The sequence below is a fragment of the Xanthomonas sp. WHRI 1810A genome, assembly GCF_040202885.1.
GTDB lineage: Bacteria > Pseudomonadota > Gammaproteobacteria > Pseudomonadales > Pseudomonadaceae > Aquipseudomonas.
Map to the genome: position 1 here is coordinate 95,207 of NZ_JBEGED010000016.1, position 18,907 is coordinate 114,113.

Below are 18,907 nucleotides of genomic sequence, written 5' to 3' on the forward strand. Positions count from 1 at the left end.
GCAGTCCTGAAACCATGCGCCCGAGGTGGGTCAGGAAGACCGCATTCGCTGGGTTTGCTGGCGCTGCGCACCAGATCGCGGGACGAGCCACGCTCCCACGCCCTCCGGGCAGAAGCGGATCGGCGCAAGCTCCCATGCCTTTGGCAGAAGCGGATTGGCGTGCGTTCAGCTTTTGATTCTGGCCGGAGGCCGTGGGAGCGTAGCTTGCTCGCGATGGGCTGCGCAGCAGTCCTGAAACCATGCGCCCGAGGTGGGTCAGGAAGACCGCATTCGCTGGGTTTGCTGGCGCTGCGCACCAGATCGCGAGCAAGCTCCCTCCCACGCCTTCGGCAGAAGCGGATCGGCGCAAGCTCCCACGCCTTCGGCAGAGGCGGATCGGCGTGCGCTCAGGCTTTTGATTCTGGCCGGAGGCCGTGGGAGCGCAACGTGTCTCTGGGCCGCAATCGGAGGATGGGCTGCGCAGCAGTCCTGAATCAGACGACAACGGTGTATCAGGCAGACCGCATCTGCATCTGCGGCAACGCGCCGAGCATTTTGTCCAGTGTCATCGGGTAGTCCCGCAGCCGCGCGCCGGTGGCGTTGAAGATGGCGTTGGCAATCGCCGCGCTGACGCCGCACAGGCCCAGTTCGCCGACGCCCTTGGCCTTCATCGGCGATGACATCGGGTCGGTTTCCTCGAGGAAAATGACCTCCTGATGCGGGATGTCGGCGTGCACCGGCACCTCGTACCCGGCCAGGTCGTGGTTGACGAAAAAGCCCAGGCGTTTGTCCACCGCCAGTTCTTCCATCAGCGCCGCGCCGACGCCCATGGTCATGGCGCCGATCACCTGGCTGCGGGCCGATTTGGGGTTGAGGATGCGTCCGGCGGCACAGACCGCCAGCATGCGCCGCACACGGGTTTCACCGGTGGCGCTGTCCACGGCCACTTCGACAAAATGCGCGCCGAAGGTGGACTGCTGATACTGCTTGCTCAACTCGGCGAACTCGATGCTGTCTTCGGCCACCAGCTCGCCGGACTGCGCGGCGTTGCGCAACGGCAGGCTTTTGCCCGCGGAACGCACTTCGCCGTCGCTGAACACCACGTCGTCGCCGCTCAGCCCCAGTTTTTGCGTCACCGCCTCGCGCAGTTTGACGCACGCCGCATACACGCCCGCAGTGGAGCAGTTGGCGCCGAACTGGCCGCCGGAGCCTGCCGACACCGGGAACGAAGAATCACCCAGCCGCACCACGACGTTGTCCAGCGTCACGCCCATCATCTCAGCCGCCGTCTGGCCGATGATGGTGTAGCTGCCGGTGCCGATATCGGTCATGTCGGTCTCCACCGTCACGATCCCCTGATCGTTGAGCCGCACCCGCGCCCCGGACTTCACCAGGTTGTTGTTGCGGAACGCCACGCCCACACCCATGCCGATCAGCCAGCGACCGTCGCGCTGAGTGCCGGGGGTCGCATGACGTTTATTCCAGCCGAACCGCTCGGCGCCGGTGCGCAGGCATTCCACCAGTTGGCGCCGGGAAAACGGCCGCGCCGGGTTGGTGGGGTCGACCTGGGTGTCGTTGAGGATGCGGAATTCAACCGGGTCCATGTTGAGTTTGTACGCCATTTCGTCCATGGCGATTTCCAGCGCCATCAGCCCAGGCGTTTCGCCGGGGGCGCGCATGGCATTGCCTTCCGGCAGGTCGAGGGTGGCGCGGCGCATGGAGGTCAGGCGGTTGGCACCGGCGTACAGCAGTTTGGTCGGTTGCGCCGCACGCTCGACCTTGCCGTCGGGCAGGTTGCCGGACCAGCCTTCGTGGGCCATGGCGGTGATCTTGCCCGCGCGGTCGGTGCCGATGCGCAGGCGCTGAATGGTGGCCGGGCGGTGTGTGGAATTGTTGATCATCAGCGGGCGGGCGAGGGCGACTTTCACCGGACGCCCGGCCATGCGCGCGCCCAGTGCGGCGAGCACCGCGTCCGAGCGGACAAACAACTTGCCGCCGAAACCGCCGCCGATGTGCGGCGAGATCAGGCGCACGTTCTGCTTGGGCACGCCGAGGGTGGTAGCCACGTCGGTGACGGCCCAATCGATCATCTGATTGGAGGTCCACAACGTCAGTTGATCACCGTCCCACGCCGCCATGGACGAGAAGGGCTCCATCATCGCGTGGGATTGATCCGGGGTGGTGTAGGTGGCGTCCAGCTGCACGGGCGACGACGCAAAGGCCCCGGCGAAGTCGCCGTGCTGGAAGTCGGGCATGTCGCCTTCTTCGCCCAGCCCGGCATCATGGGCGTGCGCCAGGTCGAACGCGCCGTCGGTACGTGCGTAGGCGATGCTGATCAACTGCGCCGCGGCCCGCGCCTGTTCGAAGCTTTCGGCCACCACCAGCGCGACGGCCTGGTGGTAGTGATCGATCTCCGGCCCGCCCAGCAACTTGGCGGTGTTGTATTTGCCCAGGCCCAGTGTCCCGGCATTGGCGGCGGTGACGATGGCGATCACACCCGGTGCGGCCTTGGCGTCGGCCAGGTTCATCGACGAGATGCGGCCTTTGGCAACCGCTGCGCCCACCACAAAGCCGTAGGCCTGATTGGGCACGGCGTGGTGGTGCTCGTACGCATAAGGCGCAAGGCCAGTGGTTTTCAGCGGGCCGTCGATGCGGTCCATGGGCTTGCCGATGACCTTTTCCTGGTCAATCGGGTTGATCCCGGCCGGGGTGTCGAACTTCATGCGGGAACCCTCGCTTGCGCCATGACCGAGGCGAGCGTGCGCTCCACCAGTGTCACCTTGAAGGCGTTTTCATGAGTAGGGGTGGCGCCGGCCAGCAGGCGATCGGTCACGGCCTTGGCACCTTGCGGCATCATCGCTTCGGCCGACTCCACACGCCATGGCTTGTGCGCCACGCCGCCCAGGGCCACGCGGCCGCTGCCGTCGGGCTGAATCACTGCCGCCACCGAGATCAGTGCGAAGGCGTAGGACGCCCGGTCACGTACCTTCTGGTAAATGTGTGTGCCGCCCAGGGGAGGGGGCAGGATCACCGAGGTGATCAGTTCGTGGGGCAGCAGGCTGTTTTCGATGTTCGGCGTGTTGCCCGGCAACCGGTGCAGGTCGGCCATCGGGAAGACCCGGGTGCTGCCGTCGGGGCGGATGGTCTCGATCTGCGCGTCCAGCACGCGCATGGCCACTGCCATGTCGCTGGGGTGGGTGGCGATGCAGGCGTCGCTGACGCCGATGATCCCCAACTGGCGACTGACCCCGCCGATGGCCGCGCAGCCACTGCCCGGCTTGCGTTTGTTGCAGCTCTGGTTAGTGTCGTAGAAGTACGGGCAGCGCGTGCGTTGCAGCAGGTTGCCGGCGGTGGTCGCCATGTTGCGCAGTTGGCCGGACGCGCCGGCCAACAGCGCGCGTGACAGCAGGCCATAACCACGCCGGACACGGGAATCGGCGGCCAGGTCGGTATTACGCACCAGCGCGCCGACTTTCAGACCACCCTGAGACGTGGTTTCGATCTTGTCCAGGCCCAGGCCGTTGACGTCGATCAGGTGCAGCGGCGTTTCGATGTCCAGCTTCATCAGATCCAGCAGGTTGGTGCCGCCGGCAATGAACATCGCGCCATCGACCCGCGCGGCCTCGGCAGCGGCTTCGGCTGGGGATTGCGGACGCATGTAATTGAAAGATCTCATGCCCGCGCCTCCGCGACTTCGGTCATCGCTTCGATGATGTTGGAGTAAGCGCCGCAGCGGCAGATGTTGCCGCTCATGCGTTCCTGAAGCTCACGGGCGATCAGCTGCGGCTGCTCGGTCAGGCTTTCGCTGACGTGGCTGGGGATGCCCTGGCGGATTTCTTCCAGCACCGCCACCGCCGAACAGATCTGCCCCGGCGTGCAATAGCCGCACTGATAACCGTCATGCTTGATGAACGCGGCCTGCATCGGGTGCAGCGCTTGCGGGGTGCCGAGGCCTTCGATGGTGGTGATTTCCGAGGCCTGGTGCATCACGGCCAGGGTCAGGCAGGAATTGATCCGCCGACCGTCGACGATCACCGTGCAGGCGCCGCATTGGCCGTGGTCGCAGCCCTTCTTGGTACCGGTCAGTTGCAGGTGTTCGCGCAGGGCGTCCAGCAGCGAAGTGCGCGAATCCAGCACCAGGTCGCGCCGGGTGCCATTGACCGTCAGCGCCACGTTCGAAGAGATGGAGCGATGGGCATTGGCCGCGGAGGCTTGCGCGCAGATAAACGGCGGCAACGCCACGGCGGTCGCGGTGACGCCACCCACGATGAGGAATTTGCGTCGGGTAATCGACATCAGGTCACGGTCATTCATTTCAGGCGTCCCGGGGGTCAGGGTACTGGTCTCGAAAGCCAGTTTTTCCAGTGATCGGTTTCAGTGATGAGTCAGTGCCGCCCTCGCGGGGCGCTTGAACGGGTCATTTAAGAGTGACCCCCGCCCGTGCAAAAGGTTATGGCCGCTTATCCGCATCGTCTTTGCGTGTGGCTCATGACTCGGCGAGCGCGCTGCGTGAAAGCCTCTCATTGAGTGTGAAAGCAGGGTAATCAGCTTTGGCCCACTGAATAAGGCGTTCGAACCGCATGAAGTCATGAGGTCTGCTCATCAATGCAACGGCCAGCCCTGCAGCGCATTACTCGGGCGCGAGTTCGCCGTAGAAATACGAGGCCGTCACGCCGCCATCCATGAGGAAGTCGCTGCCGGTGATGAACGTGCCTTCGGGGCCCATGAGCAACGCGCCGACTGCGCCTACTTCATCAGGGGTGCCGCCGCGTCCGGCCGGGCTGAGGTCGAGCATGCGCCGGTAGCCTTCGCCGCGCGGGCCGGTCAGTTCGTCACGGGCCAGCGGAGTGAAGATGATGCCGGGGCTGATGGTGTTGACCCGTGCACCGCGCTTGCCCCAGCGCACCGCTTCCGCCATGACCCGCAACGCGTTGCAGCGTTTGGAGATCTGGTAGGCGTGCAGGGGGGCGGTCACTTGATCGGCCTGCAGCATCGGCAGGGCGAGCAGTTCCTCAACCGGCGTGGTGGCCAGGGCTTTGTTCTGCTCGGGTGTCAGGGCGGGCAAGCGATGGCCGGATTGGGAGGCGATGACGACACCCGAGCCGCCTTTGGCGATGACCGCGCCGAAGGCTTCCAGCACCAGCGCCGTGCCGTAGAGGTCGACGTGCAGGATGGTTTCCACAGGGGCCTGGGACGGGGAAACGCCGGCGGCATGAATCACGCCGGTGATGTCGCCGATGGCCGTGGCCAGCGTGACCAGGGCCTGTACCGATTCCCGGGACGCAACATCGACCACGGTGGTGGTGACGTCGAAGCCTGCGTCAGCCAGCACCTTGGCGGCGGCATCGGCGTTTTCCTGCTTCAGGTCGGCGAGCACGACGTGCTTCCCCGCACTGACCCGGCGCGCAATGGCCTGGCCGATGGAACCGGCGCCGATGACAACGGTGACGTGGGTGGCATTTTTCATGGGGCATCTCTCTTCAATGTGAAGCGGTAACACGGAACGTTGAGCAGCGGCTCTTTCAATAACCGGCGGTCCGACGCAGAGCCCGGGGGAGCAGACCTCGAGGTCAATGCATCTTCGTCGTCAGACCTATCGCTATCGCGAGCAAGCTCACTCCTACAGTGATCTATGAAAGCCGTAGCAATCTGCGCCGGGCACGACCTGTAGGAGCGCGCTTGCCCGCGATGGCGTCAGCAGCTGCAACATCGTCGGCAACTGACACGCCGCCGTTCGCGGGCAAGCTCACTCCTACAGTGATCTATGAAAGCCGTAGCAATCTGCGCCGGGCATGACCCCTGTAGGAGCGCGCTTGCCCGCAATGGCGTCGGCACCTGCAACATCGTCGGCGACTGACACGGCGCCATTCGCGGGCAAGCGCGCTCCTACAGGGTCGTCGGCAATGCATGCGTCGAAAGAGGGCGCCTTCAAACCGCCAGTCCCAACGGTATATTGCTGTACCCCATTCAACAATATAGAGTGCGCTGCATGAGCTATTGAGGGTAATTCACAAGTGATACGCGCTGACCTGCCGGAATTGACGTTCTTCATCACCATCGCCGATCAACGCAGCTTCAGCGCAGCGGCGCGGATTCTCGGCGTGTCGCCCTCGGCGCTCAGCCACTCGATGCGCAATCTGGAAGCCCGTCTGGAAATGCGCCTGTTCAACCGCACCACGCGCTCGGTGGCCTTGACCGAGGCCGGGGAGTTGCTGCTCAACGGCGTGCGCCCGCTGATCAAGGACCTGGCGAACGTGGTCAATGAAGTCACGTCTTCCCAGGCAATGCCGTCCGGGTCGATTCGGATCAGCGCGTCGGAATCGTCGATTCGCCCATTGATCCGCCACGTGGTGCCCGGGTTCGCCAGGCGCTATCCGCACATCCAGATCGAGTTCGTGGTGGACAGCAAACTGCAGGACATCGTCGGCGACGGCTTCGACGCCGGGGTGCGGCTGTTCGATGACGTGCCCCGAGACATGGTCGCTGTGCAGTTCGGACCGGACATGCGGTTTGCGGCGGTGGCGTCACCGGACTACCTCGAACGCCATCCCGCGCCCCACGTCCCGCAGGACCTCAAGGCCCACCGCTGCATCCGCTTTCGCTTCGCCAGCGGCGGCGTGTTCCGCTGGGATTTCAAGCTCGGCGAGCACAGCGCCAGCCTCGATGTGGAAGGGGCGATTATCCTGGACAACATGAACCTGATGGTGGAAGCGGCGCTGGCGGGGATCGGCGTGGCGTGGGTGCCTGACTCGCTGGTGGCCGACCACTTGCAGGCGGGGCGGCTGGTGCAGGTGCTGGCGGCCTGGAGCCCGACCTATTCGGGCCTGTGCTTGTACTACCCCGCCAACCGGCACCCGCCCATGGCGCTGCGGCTGTTTGTGCAGGCAGTGCGGGACTGGGCCGAAACCCGGCCGGCGGGGCAGCGGCCCGGGCTCACGGCGGGCTGATCACAGGGCGCGCGCGGTCATCAACTCACGCACGCGGGTCACCAGGGAATCAATGGTGAACGGCTTGGTCAGCACCTGCATGCCCGGTCCCAGGACGCCGTCGCCGATGGCCGCGCTTTCCGCGTAACCGGTGATGAACAAGGTCTGCAGGTGGGGCCGGACGTCGCGCCCGGCCTCGGCCATCTGCCGCCCGTTCATGCCGCCGGGCAGCCCGACATCGGTGATCAGCAGGTCGATGTGCACATCCGAGCGCAAGACCTTGAGTCCGGCCACGCTGTCGGGGGCCTCGATCAAGGTGTAGCCCAGATCGCCCAGCACCTCGGTCAGCAGAATCCGCACCGTCGGTTCGTCGTCGACGATCAAGATCGTCTCGCGGGCTTCCCGCACCCAGTTCACGTCGTGCTGTTTGTCGTCCGGAGCCTGAGCGGCATCGCCTTCGTAGCGGGGCAGGTAGATGGAGAGGATGGTGCCCACGCCGACCTCCGACTGGATCCGCACCTGCCCGCCGGATTGCTGGGCAAAGCCGTAGATCATCGACAGCCCCAAGCCAGTGCCCTGGCCCAGGGGTTTGGTGGTGAAAAACGGATCGAACGCCTTGGCGATCACATCGGGGCTCATGCCGGTGCCGGTATCGGTGACGCACAGCGACAGGTATTGGCCTTCGGGCACATCGTGGGCGCGGGCGGCGTCGTGGTCCATCCAGCGATTGGTGGTCTTGATGGTGATGCGGCCGCCATCGGGCATGGCATCCCGGGCGTTGATGCACAGGTTGAGCAGCGCGTTTTCCAGCTGGCTGGCGTCCACCAGCGTCGGCCAGAGCCCGCTGGCAGGCACGGTTTCGACCACGATGCTGGGGCCGACCGTGCGCTGAATCAGTTCGATCATGCCGGCCATCAGCAGGTTGACGTCAGTGGGGCGCGGATCAAGGGTTTGCCTCCGGGAGATCGCCAGCAGTCGATGGGTCAGCGCCGCCGCGCGTTTGGCGGCGCCCTGGGCCGTGGCGATGTATTTGGCGACCTCACTGAACCGGCCCTGGGTGATGCGCATGCCCATCAACTCCAGCGCACCGGAAATCCCGGCCAGCAGGTTGTTGAAGTCGTGGGCCAGGCCCCCCGTCAGTTGGCCCACCGCTTCCATTTTCTGTGACTGGCGCAGCTTCTCTTCAGCCTGCATCAGCGCCCAGGTGCGCGCCGCCACGCGTTGCTCCAGCGTGTCGTTGAGCGCACGCAACGCCTCGGTCGCTCGGTCGCGATCGGCTTCGACCGAACGTCGCTCGTCCACGTCCAGCAGCACACCGGGGAAGCGCAAGGGGCTGCCGTCTTCCGCGAAATCGACCCGCCCGTTGGCTTCGATCCAGTGGTATTTTCCGTTGGCGCGGCGCACGCGGTACTGGTGGGAGTAGGCACCGCCACGGGCGATCACTTCGTTGATGGCCGCGATCAGGTCATCCCGGTCTTCAGGGTGCACGGTCGCGACTACCTGCTCCAGGCTCAGGCCGTCGAGCCCCAGGGACGGATCCAGGTCAAAGACCCGGGCGAAGGCTTCATCGACGGTGAAGCGGTCGGTGGGCAGGTGCCAGTGCCAGGTGCCGATGATGGCGCCGGCGGCGAGGGCCAGCTGGACGCGCTCGACGTTCTCCCGGGCCAGTGCTTCACTGGCGCGCAGGCGTTCTTCGGCGTCCCGGCGCTTGGTCACGTCGTTGAACAGGATCGCAATCTGCCGGTCGGCCGGGTCGCCCACCCGCACCGCCCGCACATCGAACCAGCGTTCAAAGGCCTTGGCGTAGTTTTCGAAATTGGCGGATTCACCGGTCTTGGCCACGTGGCCGTAAGTGTCGAACCAGAACTGCTCCAGGTCCGGTGCAAATTCACTGACCCATTTGCCGCGCAGATTGACCCCGGCCTGACGCTCGAACGCGGGGTTGGCCTCCACGAAGCGGTAATCAATCGGGCGGTCATCCGCATCGAACTTGACCTGCACGATGGCGAACGCGGATTCCACTGTTTCCAAGATCGTGCTGAAGCGTTCCTCGCTCTTGCGCAGCGCCGTTTCGGCCCGGCGCCTGCCGCTCAGGTCCAGCATGGCGCCGATCATGCGCACGGCCTGGCCCTGGGCGTTGCGCAGCACATGCCCGCGATCGAGGACCTCGGCGTAGGAGCCGTCCAAGCGCTGAAAACGGTACTCGTCGCTCCAGGTGTCGACGTCGCCGTCGATGACCTCATGGATAGAGGCGTCAATGCGCGCTCGATCCTCCGGGTGAATGTGGGCGATCCACCATTCTCCGGACGTCTCGACGGTGGCCAGAGGATGACCGTAGGCCTGCTCCAGCGCCTCGTTCCAATTGATGTAATTGGCCGTCAGGTCCCAATCCCAGATCGCATCGTTGGTGGCCTTGACCGCCAGGCGATAGCGCTCCTGGGTTTCCTCAAGGCCGGCAGACTGGAGCAAGGAACGAAGGTGCGCAACCTCGGCTTCCAGCTCCTCTCGGGTAAGGTGTTTCAGAGATCGCCCCTGTTGTCCGCAAAATAGGTAGGGCCGTGCCGTCAGCGGCAGGTGGCCCGCGCGTAATCAAATCAGAAAGTGTGGGGATTTGCACGGGTGGCAATGATCGTGGAATCTCCTTGGGAGCGGACCTGTCCGCGAAGGGATGGCATAGGCGGTAGATTTCCAGCGCTTTAACGTCAGTCTTCGCGGACAGGTCCGCTCTCACGGGTGTCGTGTGCGGCGCAGGTAGCGGTAAATCCTGTAGGAGTGATTGGCGCAGGTGATTGAATGCCGATGGCCGCCGCGCACCTGATCGTTCCTCACGCTCCGCGTGGGAATGCCGTGCCAGACGCTCCGCGTCAGGGAACGCAGAGCGTCCGATCGCGGTTACCTCGCAGAGCGTGGGAACGATCAATATCGAATCGCGGGCAAGCGCGCTCCTACAGACGATGGCTCCCACGCTCTGCGTGGTAACCCAGGCCGGACGCTCCGCGTCCCGGTGACGCGGAGCGTCATTCACGGCATGCCCACGCAGAGCGTGGGAACGATCAAACTGCCGCAGGCGTGGGAGGGAGCTTGCTCGCGATTGAATATCCGGCATCCAGAAATTGCGGCGGATGTACTGGCCTCATCGCGAGCAAGTTCCCTCCCACTTAATCGCTGTTTTCGGCTGCCCCGTTTCTGGGCGAAATGGTGATCCAGCGCCCAATCGGCGCTTTTTTTGCACCCCTCTGGGGCCAAAAAAAATTAATACCCCACAAATCCAACATAAACAACAAACCCCACTTGACTGAATTTTTAGCGCTGACTTTAATGCCCCTCACTCAGGCATTACCTCGTTAAAAGTGGGAGACCCCAATGAAGACTGACCCCAGCCAATTGCCCATGCCCACCGTCATCGAGGCCGCCGCCAGTATTCGCGACGGTGGTATCACGCCGGTGCAGTTGGTTGAAGCCAGTCTCTCGTCGATCCAAACCCACAATGCCACACTCAACGCCTTTGGCGATGTGTATGCCGATGCGGCGCTGACGCAGGCGCGCAAGCTGACCGAGGAAGCCGAAGTGGGCCTGTATCGCGGTCCGCTGCATGGCATTCCGTTCGGGATCAAGGACCTGTTTTCCACCGCCGGCCTGCGCACGACAAAGGGCTCGCTTACCGCCCTGGACAACGTGCCGGTGCAGGACGCGCCGATCATTCGCCGGCTCAAGGAGGCGGGCGCCATTATTCTCGGCAAGACCGCCACCACCGAATTCGGCTGGACCGGCGCCAGCACCTCGCGGGTGTTCGGCAACGGCCGCAACCCGTGGAATCCACAGCTCACCAGCGGCGGTTCCAGCTCCGGTTCGGCGATTGCCGTGGCGGCGCACATGGTCCCGGCCAGCCTGGGTTCAGACGGCGGCGGTTCGGTGCGCATTCCCGGTTCGTTCTGTGGCGCCTTCGCTCTGAAAGGCTCCTTGGGCCGCATCCCCACCTGGCCGTGGTCGGCGACCGAAATGCTCAGTCACGCCGGCCCGATCACCCGCACCGTGCGGGACAGCGCGTTGCTGTTCGACATCCTGTCCGGCCCCGATCCGCTGGACCATCAGGCGCTGCCAGCCCCCACCGAATCCTATCTGGCGCGCTGCGATCAACCGCTGCGCGCACTGCGGGTCGGCTATTGCCCGACGCTGTTCGAGACGCCGGTGGATCCGGTCATCGCCTCGGCGGTGGAGGCGGCCGTGCAGCAGATGGCGCAGGCGCTGCCGATTAAAGTCACCACGCTGACCCTGGACTGGCAGGACCCGCTGGCGACCTTCGAAACCCTGTGGGTCGGCGGTCGCGGGATCGCCTACGGCCAGGCGCTGGTCAACCAGATGGACCAGCTCGATCCGGGCTTCGCTGAGCTGATCAAGCGCTCCGCCGACTACGATCTGGCGGGCTACCTCAAGGCCGTGCAACAGCGCGCCGCGTTTGCCAATCAGGTGCACGCGCTGTTCAAAGACGTCGATCTGCTGCTGATGCCGACGCTGCCGATCCTGCCGTTTTCCGCTGACGGCGTGGCGCCGGAAGGTTACGTCGGCCAGGACGGCGCGGTGCCGTGGGCGCGATGGACCCCGTTTACCTACCCGTTCAACATCACCGGCAACCCGGCGGCCAGCATCCCCTGCGGCTTCAGCCCGAGCGGTTTGCCCATCGGTCTGCAAGTGGTCGGCCCGCGTTTCGCCGACGCTGAGGTGCTGCAGTTCTGCGCCGCCTTCGAAGCGCTCGCGCCGTGGCATCAACACCTGCCGCCGCTATTGACGCTGTAACCCTGAACGACGATTAGAACGCGAACCCTGCACACCGGAGGCTTCACTTTGCAGCGCACCGTTTCCCCTTTGCTCAATCAGCCGCGCCTGGACGAGATCATGCGTCTGCTGGCCCAGCACCAGCGCGTCAAGGCGTCGGACCTGGCGCAGTCGCTGTTTGTGTCCGAAGAAACGATCCGCCGGGACTTCAAATACCTGGAGGAGGCCGGCAAGCTGCGGCGCATTCACGGCGGCGCGATCCTGCCGCGACCCAACGAAGAACAACCGCTGCAAGTGCGGACCCGGATCAAGACCCAGGCCAAGGCGAAAATGGCGGGGCGGGCGGCGCAACTGGTCAGCGAAGGCATGGCGATCTTTCTCGACACCGGGACCTCGACCCTGGCCCTGGCCCAGCAACTGACCGCGTTCAGCAACCTGAAAATCATCACCAACTCCCTGGACATCGCCCAGTTGATCACCCAGCACAGTGACAACAAGGTGCTGGTGACGCCGGGGGATGTGCGGCGCAACGACAACGCCCTGATCGGGCCGCACACCCTGGAATTCGCACGACAGTTTCACTACGACATCGCCTTCATGGGCATCGGCGCGGTGGATCTGACGCTGGGGTTCATGGACTACGAAGAGCCCGAAGCGCTGCTGCGCCGGACCCTGGCCGCTCACTGCCTGCGCAGTGTGGTGCTGGCCGATGACGCCAAGTTCGGCCATCGCACGTTTATCAACACGCTGCCGTTTAGCGCGATTTCTACCGTGGTCACCAATCGCCCGTTGTCCGACGATTTTTCGGCCCGCCTGGAGCAAGACAATGTCGACATCCTTTTCCCCTGAACCGCTGTCGCCGAGTGCTGCTGACCTCGCTGAGTTCGAGGCACTGTTTCGGCAGAGTTCGGCCATCGGCGCCACGCCGGCCGGTGGCTTGCATCGCCTGTCGGCGTCCGCCGAGGACGGGCAGGTGCGCGACCTGTTCACCCAATGGCTCACCGAGCGCGGCTTTGAAGTGCGGGTCGATGCCGTGGGCAACCTGTTCGGATTGATGACCTTCGATCCGGCGGCGCCTTACCTGCTGTGCGGCTCGCACCTGGACAGCCAGCCCAGCGCCGGTCGTTTCGACGGCATCTATGGGGTGCTGGCCGGTGCCGTGGCGGTGTCGAGCCTGGCGCGGCAGATGAAGGCGCGTGGCCAAACCCCGGCCTGCAACCTGGCGGTGGTGAACTGGACCAACGAGGAGGGCGCGCGCTTCCAGCCGAGCCTGATCGGCAGCAGCGTGTTCACAGGATCCATGAGCATCGAAGACGCCTGGGCCTGCCGCGACGGCGACGGCATTTCTCTGGAAGAGGCCCTGCGCAGCATCGGCTATCTGGGTGAGGGCAGGGTCGATTTGCCCGTGGCCGGTTACGTCGAGATTCACGTGGAGCAGGGCCCGCAGCTGGAAAGCGAAGGCCTGGCCATCGGCGTGGTCCGTGAAACCTGGGCCGCGCTGAAGAACCGCGTGCGCTTTGACGGCGAGCAGAACCACACCGGCCCGACGCCCATGGCCGCCCGACGCGATGCGCTGCTGGCCGCGTCCCATGCGGTGGTGGCCGTGCGTGAGGAAGTCGAGCGGCACGGGCTGGAGATGCACAGCTCGGTGGGCCGTCTGGAAATCTACCCGAACTCACCGAATATCGTGCCGTCCCGGGTCTCGTTGCTGATCGAGTACCGCTCACGTGATGTCGAGCGCCTGGCGGCGGCCGGGGAACGGCTGAACGCGACCCTTGAAGCCATCGCCAGCAAGACCCACACCGGTTTTGAGGTGGAAAGCAGCGTCCTGCGCGAACCGGCGAAGCTGCACCACGGTTTCGCCGAGCTGGCGTACAGCGTCGGCCAGCAACTGGGCCTGCCTATGGGCAACAGCATCACCGTGTCCGGGCATGACGCCATCAGCCTTAACCGCAAATACCCGGTCTGCCTGCTGTTCATTCCCAGCAGCAACGGCGTGTCCCACAACGAGGCCGAGTTCACCCGCGACGAGGACATGCACAACGGTCTGCGCATGCTGACGGCGCTGTTGTACCGCGCCTGTTCCTCACCCGCGTCTTTTAGCTGAGGGCCGATCATGCCGACTCAATCCTGTGAATCGCGACTGCTGAATGCCCTGGGCGCCGCTGGTTTTCCGGCCGAGATTGAAGTCCTGCCCGGCACCGCAGGCGTGGCTTCACCGATCCGCGTAGCCACTGAATGGGCCGGTTTTTTCGTCAGCAGTTCACGGGGCACCCATTACGCCAAGGTGCTGCACGCCGACATGGCGCCGTTGATTGATGTCGAGCGCAGCGCCCAGGCCAGCCAGTGCGCGGCGGACAGCGGTGCAGCACCGGCGCTGATCCTGGCGGACGTGGCCAACGGCGTGTTGCTGTTCGAGGCCTTGCCCGCAGCGGACTGGCGTTGGGCCCGGCTGGATGAACTGACGTCGGCGCCTCAGTTGCAGGCGCTGTGGACGCTCAAGAAAAAAGTGCACGCGGGCCCGGCGCCGGACTTCACGCGCTCGCCCATGGCCGATCTGCAGAAGCTGCGGGACCTGTGCCTGCGCGACGAGGTGACGCTGCCGCCGGATCATGCGTGGCTCAACACCTGCGTCGACCTGGCCTGGCACGCGCTGCAACAGCGGCCCCACGACAGCGTGCCGTTGCACGGCGACGGCGTGGCCAGCGACGTGATGGTCGGGCCGGGCGGCGAATTGCGCCTGATCGACTTCGATTACGGCGGGTGTTTCGATCCCTGGTACGACGTGGCGATCACCCTGAACGAGCTGTTTGCGTTCGAAAACCAGTGGCGCGAAGGCATCAGGCTCTGGGCCGGTGAGTGCCGGGAAGTGGATTACGCCGTTTGCCGTCTGTACGCGCTGATCAACAATTGGTACTGGACCTTGTGGGGTTTGTGGACCGGCGCGACGTCGGTGCGCGGGCTTGAGTTTTCCAAGGTCGGGCAGTGGACGCTGTTGCGTTGCCGACAAGGCATTCAGGACGCCCGCTTCGAAAGCTGGTTGCGTCAGGTTCATGGGGGTGAGGCATGAAAGTATTGGGTCAGGCGGCGACACACGCCGAACACCAGCTGGAAGCCGCAGTGCGCAGCGTCGGCAGTTGGAGCGGTCGGCAGATCAGCTATCAGCCGGTCAGCGGCGGCATTTCCAACACCAACTGGCGGGTAGACGTGCAGGGCGCCGACACGGCGTACTTCTTCAAGGTGCCGGGCGTCGGCACGGAAATGTTCATCGACCGGCGCACGGCCCACGATGCCAGCGTCAAGGCGGCCGAGACCGGCTACGGCGCCCCGGTGTTCGCGTTTCTTGAACCGCTCGGCGTCGAGGTCTTCGAGTTCATGGAGGGCTGGCGTGCCTCCTCCAACCATGACTTCTTGCAACGCGATGTGCGGCATAACGCGTTGCACGCCCTCAAGGCCTTCAATGACCAGCCGGCGCTGATCCAGACCAAGACCGCCTTCGACATGATCACCGAGCACCAGGGGCAGGTCGCCGAACTCAACGGTTACGTGCCCCCGGACAACGCCTGGCTGTGCCTGCAATACGAGCGCGCGCGACAAGCGCTGGAAGCGTCGGGCATCGACTTGGCGCCGTGCATGAACGACACGCTGGCCGGCAATTTCATGCTCAACGATGCGCGGCAGATCCGGCTGGTGGATTTCGAATACGCCTCCAACAACGACCGCCATTACGAACTGGCGCTGTGGTTCGGCGAGATGTTTTTCACCGACGACATGGAGCTGGCGCTGATCGAGGACTACTTCGGCCAGGTCACGGCCCAGACCCTGGCGCGGATCAAACTGAACAAGGCGCTGGCCGATCTGAAATGGTCGACCTGGGCCATGGTCCAGCACGCGGTCTCGCAGCTGGATTTCGATTTCTATAAGTACGGCGTGTGGAAACACATGCGCGCCCGCAGCGTGATCAACGATTCGCAATGGGAAAGCTGGCTAAGACAGGCTTGAGCCTGCAGCCGGTGATGCACTCGACTTCGTGTCGACGCTCGGTTGCAACGGCGTCGACCCTTGTTCGCACAACAATAAAATAGCGGCGTGTTCCGCAGTCTTTTTTTACTGCTTGAGTTTTATCAGTTTGCCCGGCAACCCGATCCAGAATTCAAGGAGCACACGTTATGCAAAGCAACCCTTCTCTGGCGCCGCCAGGGCGCATGAAGACGCTGGTCTTCGGCGTTTACTTTTTTCTGCTGTTGATGATGGCGCTGTTTCCGCCGTTCTACCTCAGCGTCAGCTGCAGCCCGGTCATCGTGCTCGGCATTCCGTTGCCGATCTTCTACTGGATATCCATCGCCGTGCTGATGGGCCTTGGCCTGTGGGTCTTGTACGTCGTCGAGTCCGCGACCGGCGAGATACCTGACGAGGGGGACGCGAAATGATCAGCACCGACATCGCTTCACACCTGTTCATCACCTTCGGCCTGATCGGCGTGTTTCTCGCCGGCATGATCGCCGTGCTGTACGCCACCAACCGCAAGAGCCACAGCTTCTCCGATTACGCCGTGGGCGGCCGCTCGTACGGGCCGTGGTACATCGCCATGTGCTACACCAACTCGTGGTGGCCGGGCGCGACCTTCACCGCGTTTTTCGCGTTGTCGGTGGGCGGCGCGTTGGGGTTCTACGGGATGGTCTACGCCACCCTCGGTGTCACCGCCATGTACCTGATGGCCAACCGCGCCTGGACCTGGGGCAAACGCTTCAACCTGACCACGCAACCGGACCTGCTGGGCATGCGCTTCAACAGCCCGGCGGTCAAACGCATCGCCTCGATCATCGGCATCATCTCAGTGTTTCCGTGGGTGGTGATGGGGATTCAGGCGCTGGCGACCTTGTTCCAGTTCGCCAGTTTCGGGCGCTGGGGCGTGACCACCTGCCTGATGGTGGGCGTGGGCGTGGTGCTGATTCGTCAGTACTGGACCGTGAGCATGGGCATGCGCGGGCTGATCATGACCGACATGTACCAGGGCCTGATCGCCTACGTGCTGTGCGCCGCGTTGTGCGTGTATTTGATGTTCGGCGAAACGGCGTCGTTCTCGCACCTGTCGCAGCTGCCGGCGAGCATGCTGGTGATTCCCGGCGGGACGGGCAGCACCTATGGCCCGATGTACATGTTCAGCCTGATCTTCACCGGCGTGATCGGTTCGATGTGCTGGCCGATGAGTTTCCAGCGCATCTACACCGCCAGCGGTGTGCGGTCGGTGAAGAAGGGCACGCTGCTGACCATTCTGCTGGTGGGCGGTTTCTACGGCATTCTCATGCTGTTCGCGGCGGCCATCAGTCAGGACCCTTCGGTCGCTGCACATCCGCAGAACGGCTGGTTCCTGTCGCTGTTCGACATCGGCGGGCCGTGGTTGCTGGCGCTGGCGATTGTCATCGTACTGGCCGCGAGCATCGGCCACGTCGACGGTTGCGTTCAGGTCTGCGGCACGCAGTTCGCCAACGACCTGGCGACCTGGAACAAACCGCGCACCGACCGTGAAAAGACCGTGCTGGCCAAGTCCGGCATGGTGGTGTTCATCGCCGCCGCGTCGCTGCTGGCGTACCTGACCTTCGACTACGCACGGCTGCAGCTGCTGGCGCAGATTTCGTATCAGGGCATCATCCAGCTGGCGGTGCCGCTGTTCTTCGGCATCTTCAGCCGCCGTGGCAACAAGCAGGGCGCCATCGCCGGCATGCTGGTGGGGATCTTGATCGCCATCGTTCTGACCGTGATCTACCCGGACGACATCCCTGCGTTGGGTTCGTTGACCAGCGGCATCATCGGCGTGATTTTCAACGCGCTGGTGTTTGTGGGGTTCGCCGTGGCGATCAAGCCGAGCCCGGCTGAAGTGGCGCGGGTTGACGACCTGTTCGCCATCGCCCCGCCCCATCGCACGTCGGTGGGCGCCACCCCGGCCATGAGCTGATTCACCTGGACGGCGCCAGCCCGGTGTGGCTGGCGCCTTGATGACGTAACACAGCAGTGAAGGTGTGACATGGCGTTAGCGATATTCGATCTGGACGAAACCTTGATCAACGGCGATTGCGCCAGTTTGTGGAGCAGGGAGATGGTGCGGCTGGGTTGGGTGGAGAGCGAGTCCTTCCTGCAACGCGACCGGGAATTGATGACCGCCTACGGCGAAGGCCGGCTGGCGATGGAAGATTACATGGCGTTCAGCCTGACGCCGATGGTGGGCCGCAGCGATACGTCGGTGGCCAGCGCCGTGGCGGCGTTCATCGACAAGGTGATCGACCCGGTGGTCTACAGCGACGCCCGAACGACCATTGCCCGGCATCAGGCGGCGGGGGATCGATTGCTGGTGATTTCTGCGTCGGGCGTGCATTTGGTGGCGCCGATCGCTGCGCACCTGCGCATCGACGACGTGCTGGCGATTGACCTGGAAGTGCATGACGGCCGCTTCAGCGGTCGCACCGAAGGCGTCCTGACCTACCGCGAGGGCAAGGTCATCCGCCTGATGCAGTGGCTGGAAGCCGAAGGCGAAACCCTGGACGGTGCCAGTTTCTACTCGGATTCGCGCAACGACCTGCCGCTGCTGAGCAAAGTCAGTCAGCCCCGCACCGTCAACCCGGATGCGGTGCTGCGGGCCCATGCCGAACAGGCCGGTTGGCCGGTGTTGCACTGGGTGTGATGGTTCCCACGCGGAGCGTGGGGACGATCAGTAAACGCCGACCTGCTTCTGCCGAAGGCGTAGGAACGCGCTTGCCCGCGATTTGGGGTGTCAGTCACCGCATCGGCACCTGGAAGAATGCATTCGCGAGCAAGCTCACTCCTACAGGATTTGCAGTCATCTGCGGCCTGCACCAAACCGTGGGAGCGGACCTGTCCGCGAAGAGGCCGGTACATTCAGCACGACACTGGCGCCTGATCCATCGCTTTCGCGGGCAAGCGCGCTCCTACAGCCTGCGGCCAGAAACACAAGCCAGTTGATGTTTCCCACGCGGCGCGTGGGGACGATCAGTAAACGCCGACCTGCTTCGGCCGAAGGCGTAGGAGCGCGCTTGCCCGCGGTTCGGAATGTCAGTCAACGCATCGGCGCCGGGAAGAATGCATTCGCGAGCAAGCTCACTCCTACAGGATTTGCAGTCATCTGCGGCCTGCACTAAACCGTGGGAGCGGACCTGTCCGCGAAGAGGCCGGTACATTCAGCACGACACTGGCGCCTGATCCATCGCTTTCGC

General features: G+C 64.2%; 14 protein-coding genes. 9 read left to right on the forward strand and 5 right to left on the reverse strand.

What is annotated here, in order from left to right; translation table 11 throughout:
* Positions 1-491: 491 nt before the first annotated feature.
* From paoC to ABQX22_RS21405, 4 genes are all read right to left on the reverse strand, one after another.
* Positions 492-2,702 (reverse strand): aldehyde oxidoreductase molybdenum-binding subunit PaoC, encoded by a 2,211-nt coding sequence (gene paoC / locus ABQX22_RS21390; protein ID WP_349801859.1) that lies wholly within the window; start codon positions 2,700-2,702, stop codon positions 492-494.
* A complete protein-coding gene (locus ABQX22_RS21395; RefSeq protein WP_349801860.1) occupies positions 2,699-3,655 on the reverse strand; it encodes an FAD binding domain-containing protein in 957 nt (318 codons plus the stop codon). Before ABQX22_RS21395 ends, paoC begins: the two co-directional genes overlap by 4 nt.
* Positions 3,652-4,293: an aldehyde dehydrogenase iron-sulfur subunit PaoA gene (paoA, locus tag ABQX22_RS21400; protein WP_349801861.1), complete on the reverse strand. Its 642-nt coding sequence runs from the start codon at positions 4,291-4,293 to the stop codon at positions 3,652-3,654. Before paoA ends, ABQX22_RS21395 begins: the two co-directional genes overlap by 4 nt.
* A 316-nt stretch (positions 4,294-4,609) precedes the next feature.
* A complete protein-coding gene (locus tag ABQX22_RS21405) occupies positions 4,610-5,446 on the reverse strand; it encodes an SDR family oxidoreductase (RefSeq protein ID WP_349801862.1) in 837 nt (278 codons plus the stop codon).
* A 547-nt stretch (positions 5,447-5,993) separates the two neighbouring features.
* Between ABQX22_RS21405 and ABQX22_RS21410 the strand changes: the two genes are divergently transcribed.
* Positions 5,994-6,926: a LysR family transcriptional regulator gene (locus ABQX22_RS21410; RefSeq protein WP_349801863.1), complete on the forward strand. Its 933-nt coding sequence runs from the start codon at positions 5,994-5,996 to the stop codon at positions 6,924-6,926.
* Here the strand turns inward: ABQX22_RS21410 and ABQX22_RS21415 are convergent, their stop codons facing one another.
* A complete protein-coding gene (locus ABQX22_RS21415; protein ID WP_349801864.1) occupies positions 6,927-9,374 on the reverse strand; it encodes a PAS domain-containing protein in 2,448 nt (815 codons plus the stop codon).
* An 894-nt stretch (positions 9,375-10,268) separates the two neighbouring features.
* Here ABQX22_RS21415 and ABQX22_RS21420 point away from each other — a divergent pair.
* From ABQX22_RS21420 to ABQX22_RS21455, 8 genes are all read left to right on the forward strand, one after another.
* Complete coding sequence (locus ABQX22_RS21420) at positions 10,269-11,699, forward strand: amidase (protein WP_349801865.1); 1,431 nt, start codon at positions 10,269-10,271, stop codon at positions 11,697-11,699.
* A 48-nt stretch (positions 11,700-11,747) separates the two neighbouring features.
* Positions 11,748-12,527 (forward strand): DeoR/GlpR family DNA-binding transcription regulator, encoded by a 780-nt coding sequence (locus ABQX22_RS21425; RefSeq protein WP_349801866.1) that lies wholly within the window; start codon positions 11,748-11,750, stop codon positions 12,525-12,527.
* Complete coding sequence (locus ABQX22_RS21430) at positions 12,505-13,785, forward strand: Zn-dependent hydrolase (protein ID WP_349801867.1); 1,281 nt, start codon at positions 12,505-12,507, stop codon at positions 13,783-13,785. The genes ABQX22_RS21425 and ABQX22_RS21430 overlap by 23 nt, the downstream gene beginning before the upstream one ends.
* A gap of 9 nt (positions 13,786-13,794) precedes the next feature.
* Positions 13,795-14,748, forward strand: a complete 954-nt coding sequence (locus tag ABQX22_RS21435; RefSeq protein ID WP_349801868.1) for a phosphotransferase family protein — start codon at positions 13,795-13,797, stop codon at positions 14,746-14,748.
* Complete coding sequence (locus tag ABQX22_RS21440) at positions 14,745-15,680, forward strand: choline kinase family protein (RefSeq protein WP_349801869.1); 936 nt, start codon at positions 14,745-14,747, stop codon at positions 15,678-15,680. The genes ABQX22_RS21435 and ABQX22_RS21440 overlap by 4 nt, the downstream gene beginning before the upstream one ends.
* Positions 15,681-15,847: 167 nt before the next feature.
* Positions 15,848-16,108 carry a hypothetical protein gene (locus ABQX22_RS21445; protein ID WP_349801870.1) on the forward strand — a complete coding sequence of 87 codons (261 nt, stop codon included), beginning with the start codon at positions 15,848-15,850 and terminating at the stop codon, positions 16,106-16,108.
* Positions 16,105-17,634 carry a sodium:solute symporter family protein gene (locus tag ABQX22_RS21450; protein WP_349801871.1) on the forward strand — a complete coding sequence of 510 codons (1,530 nt, stop codon included), beginning with the start codon at positions 16,105-16,107 and terminating at the stop codon, positions 17,632-17,634. The genes ABQX22_RS21445 and ABQX22_RS21450 overlap by 4 nt, the downstream gene beginning before the upstream one ends.
* Positions 17,635-17,703: 69 nt before the next feature.
* Positions 17,704-18,357 (forward strand): HAD family hydrolase, encoded by a 654-nt coding sequence (locus ABQX22_RS21455; RefSeq protein WP_349801872.1) that lies wholly within the window; start codon positions 17,704-17,706, stop codon positions 18,355-18,357.
* The last annotated feature ends 550 nt before the right edge of the window (positions 18,358-18,907 follow it).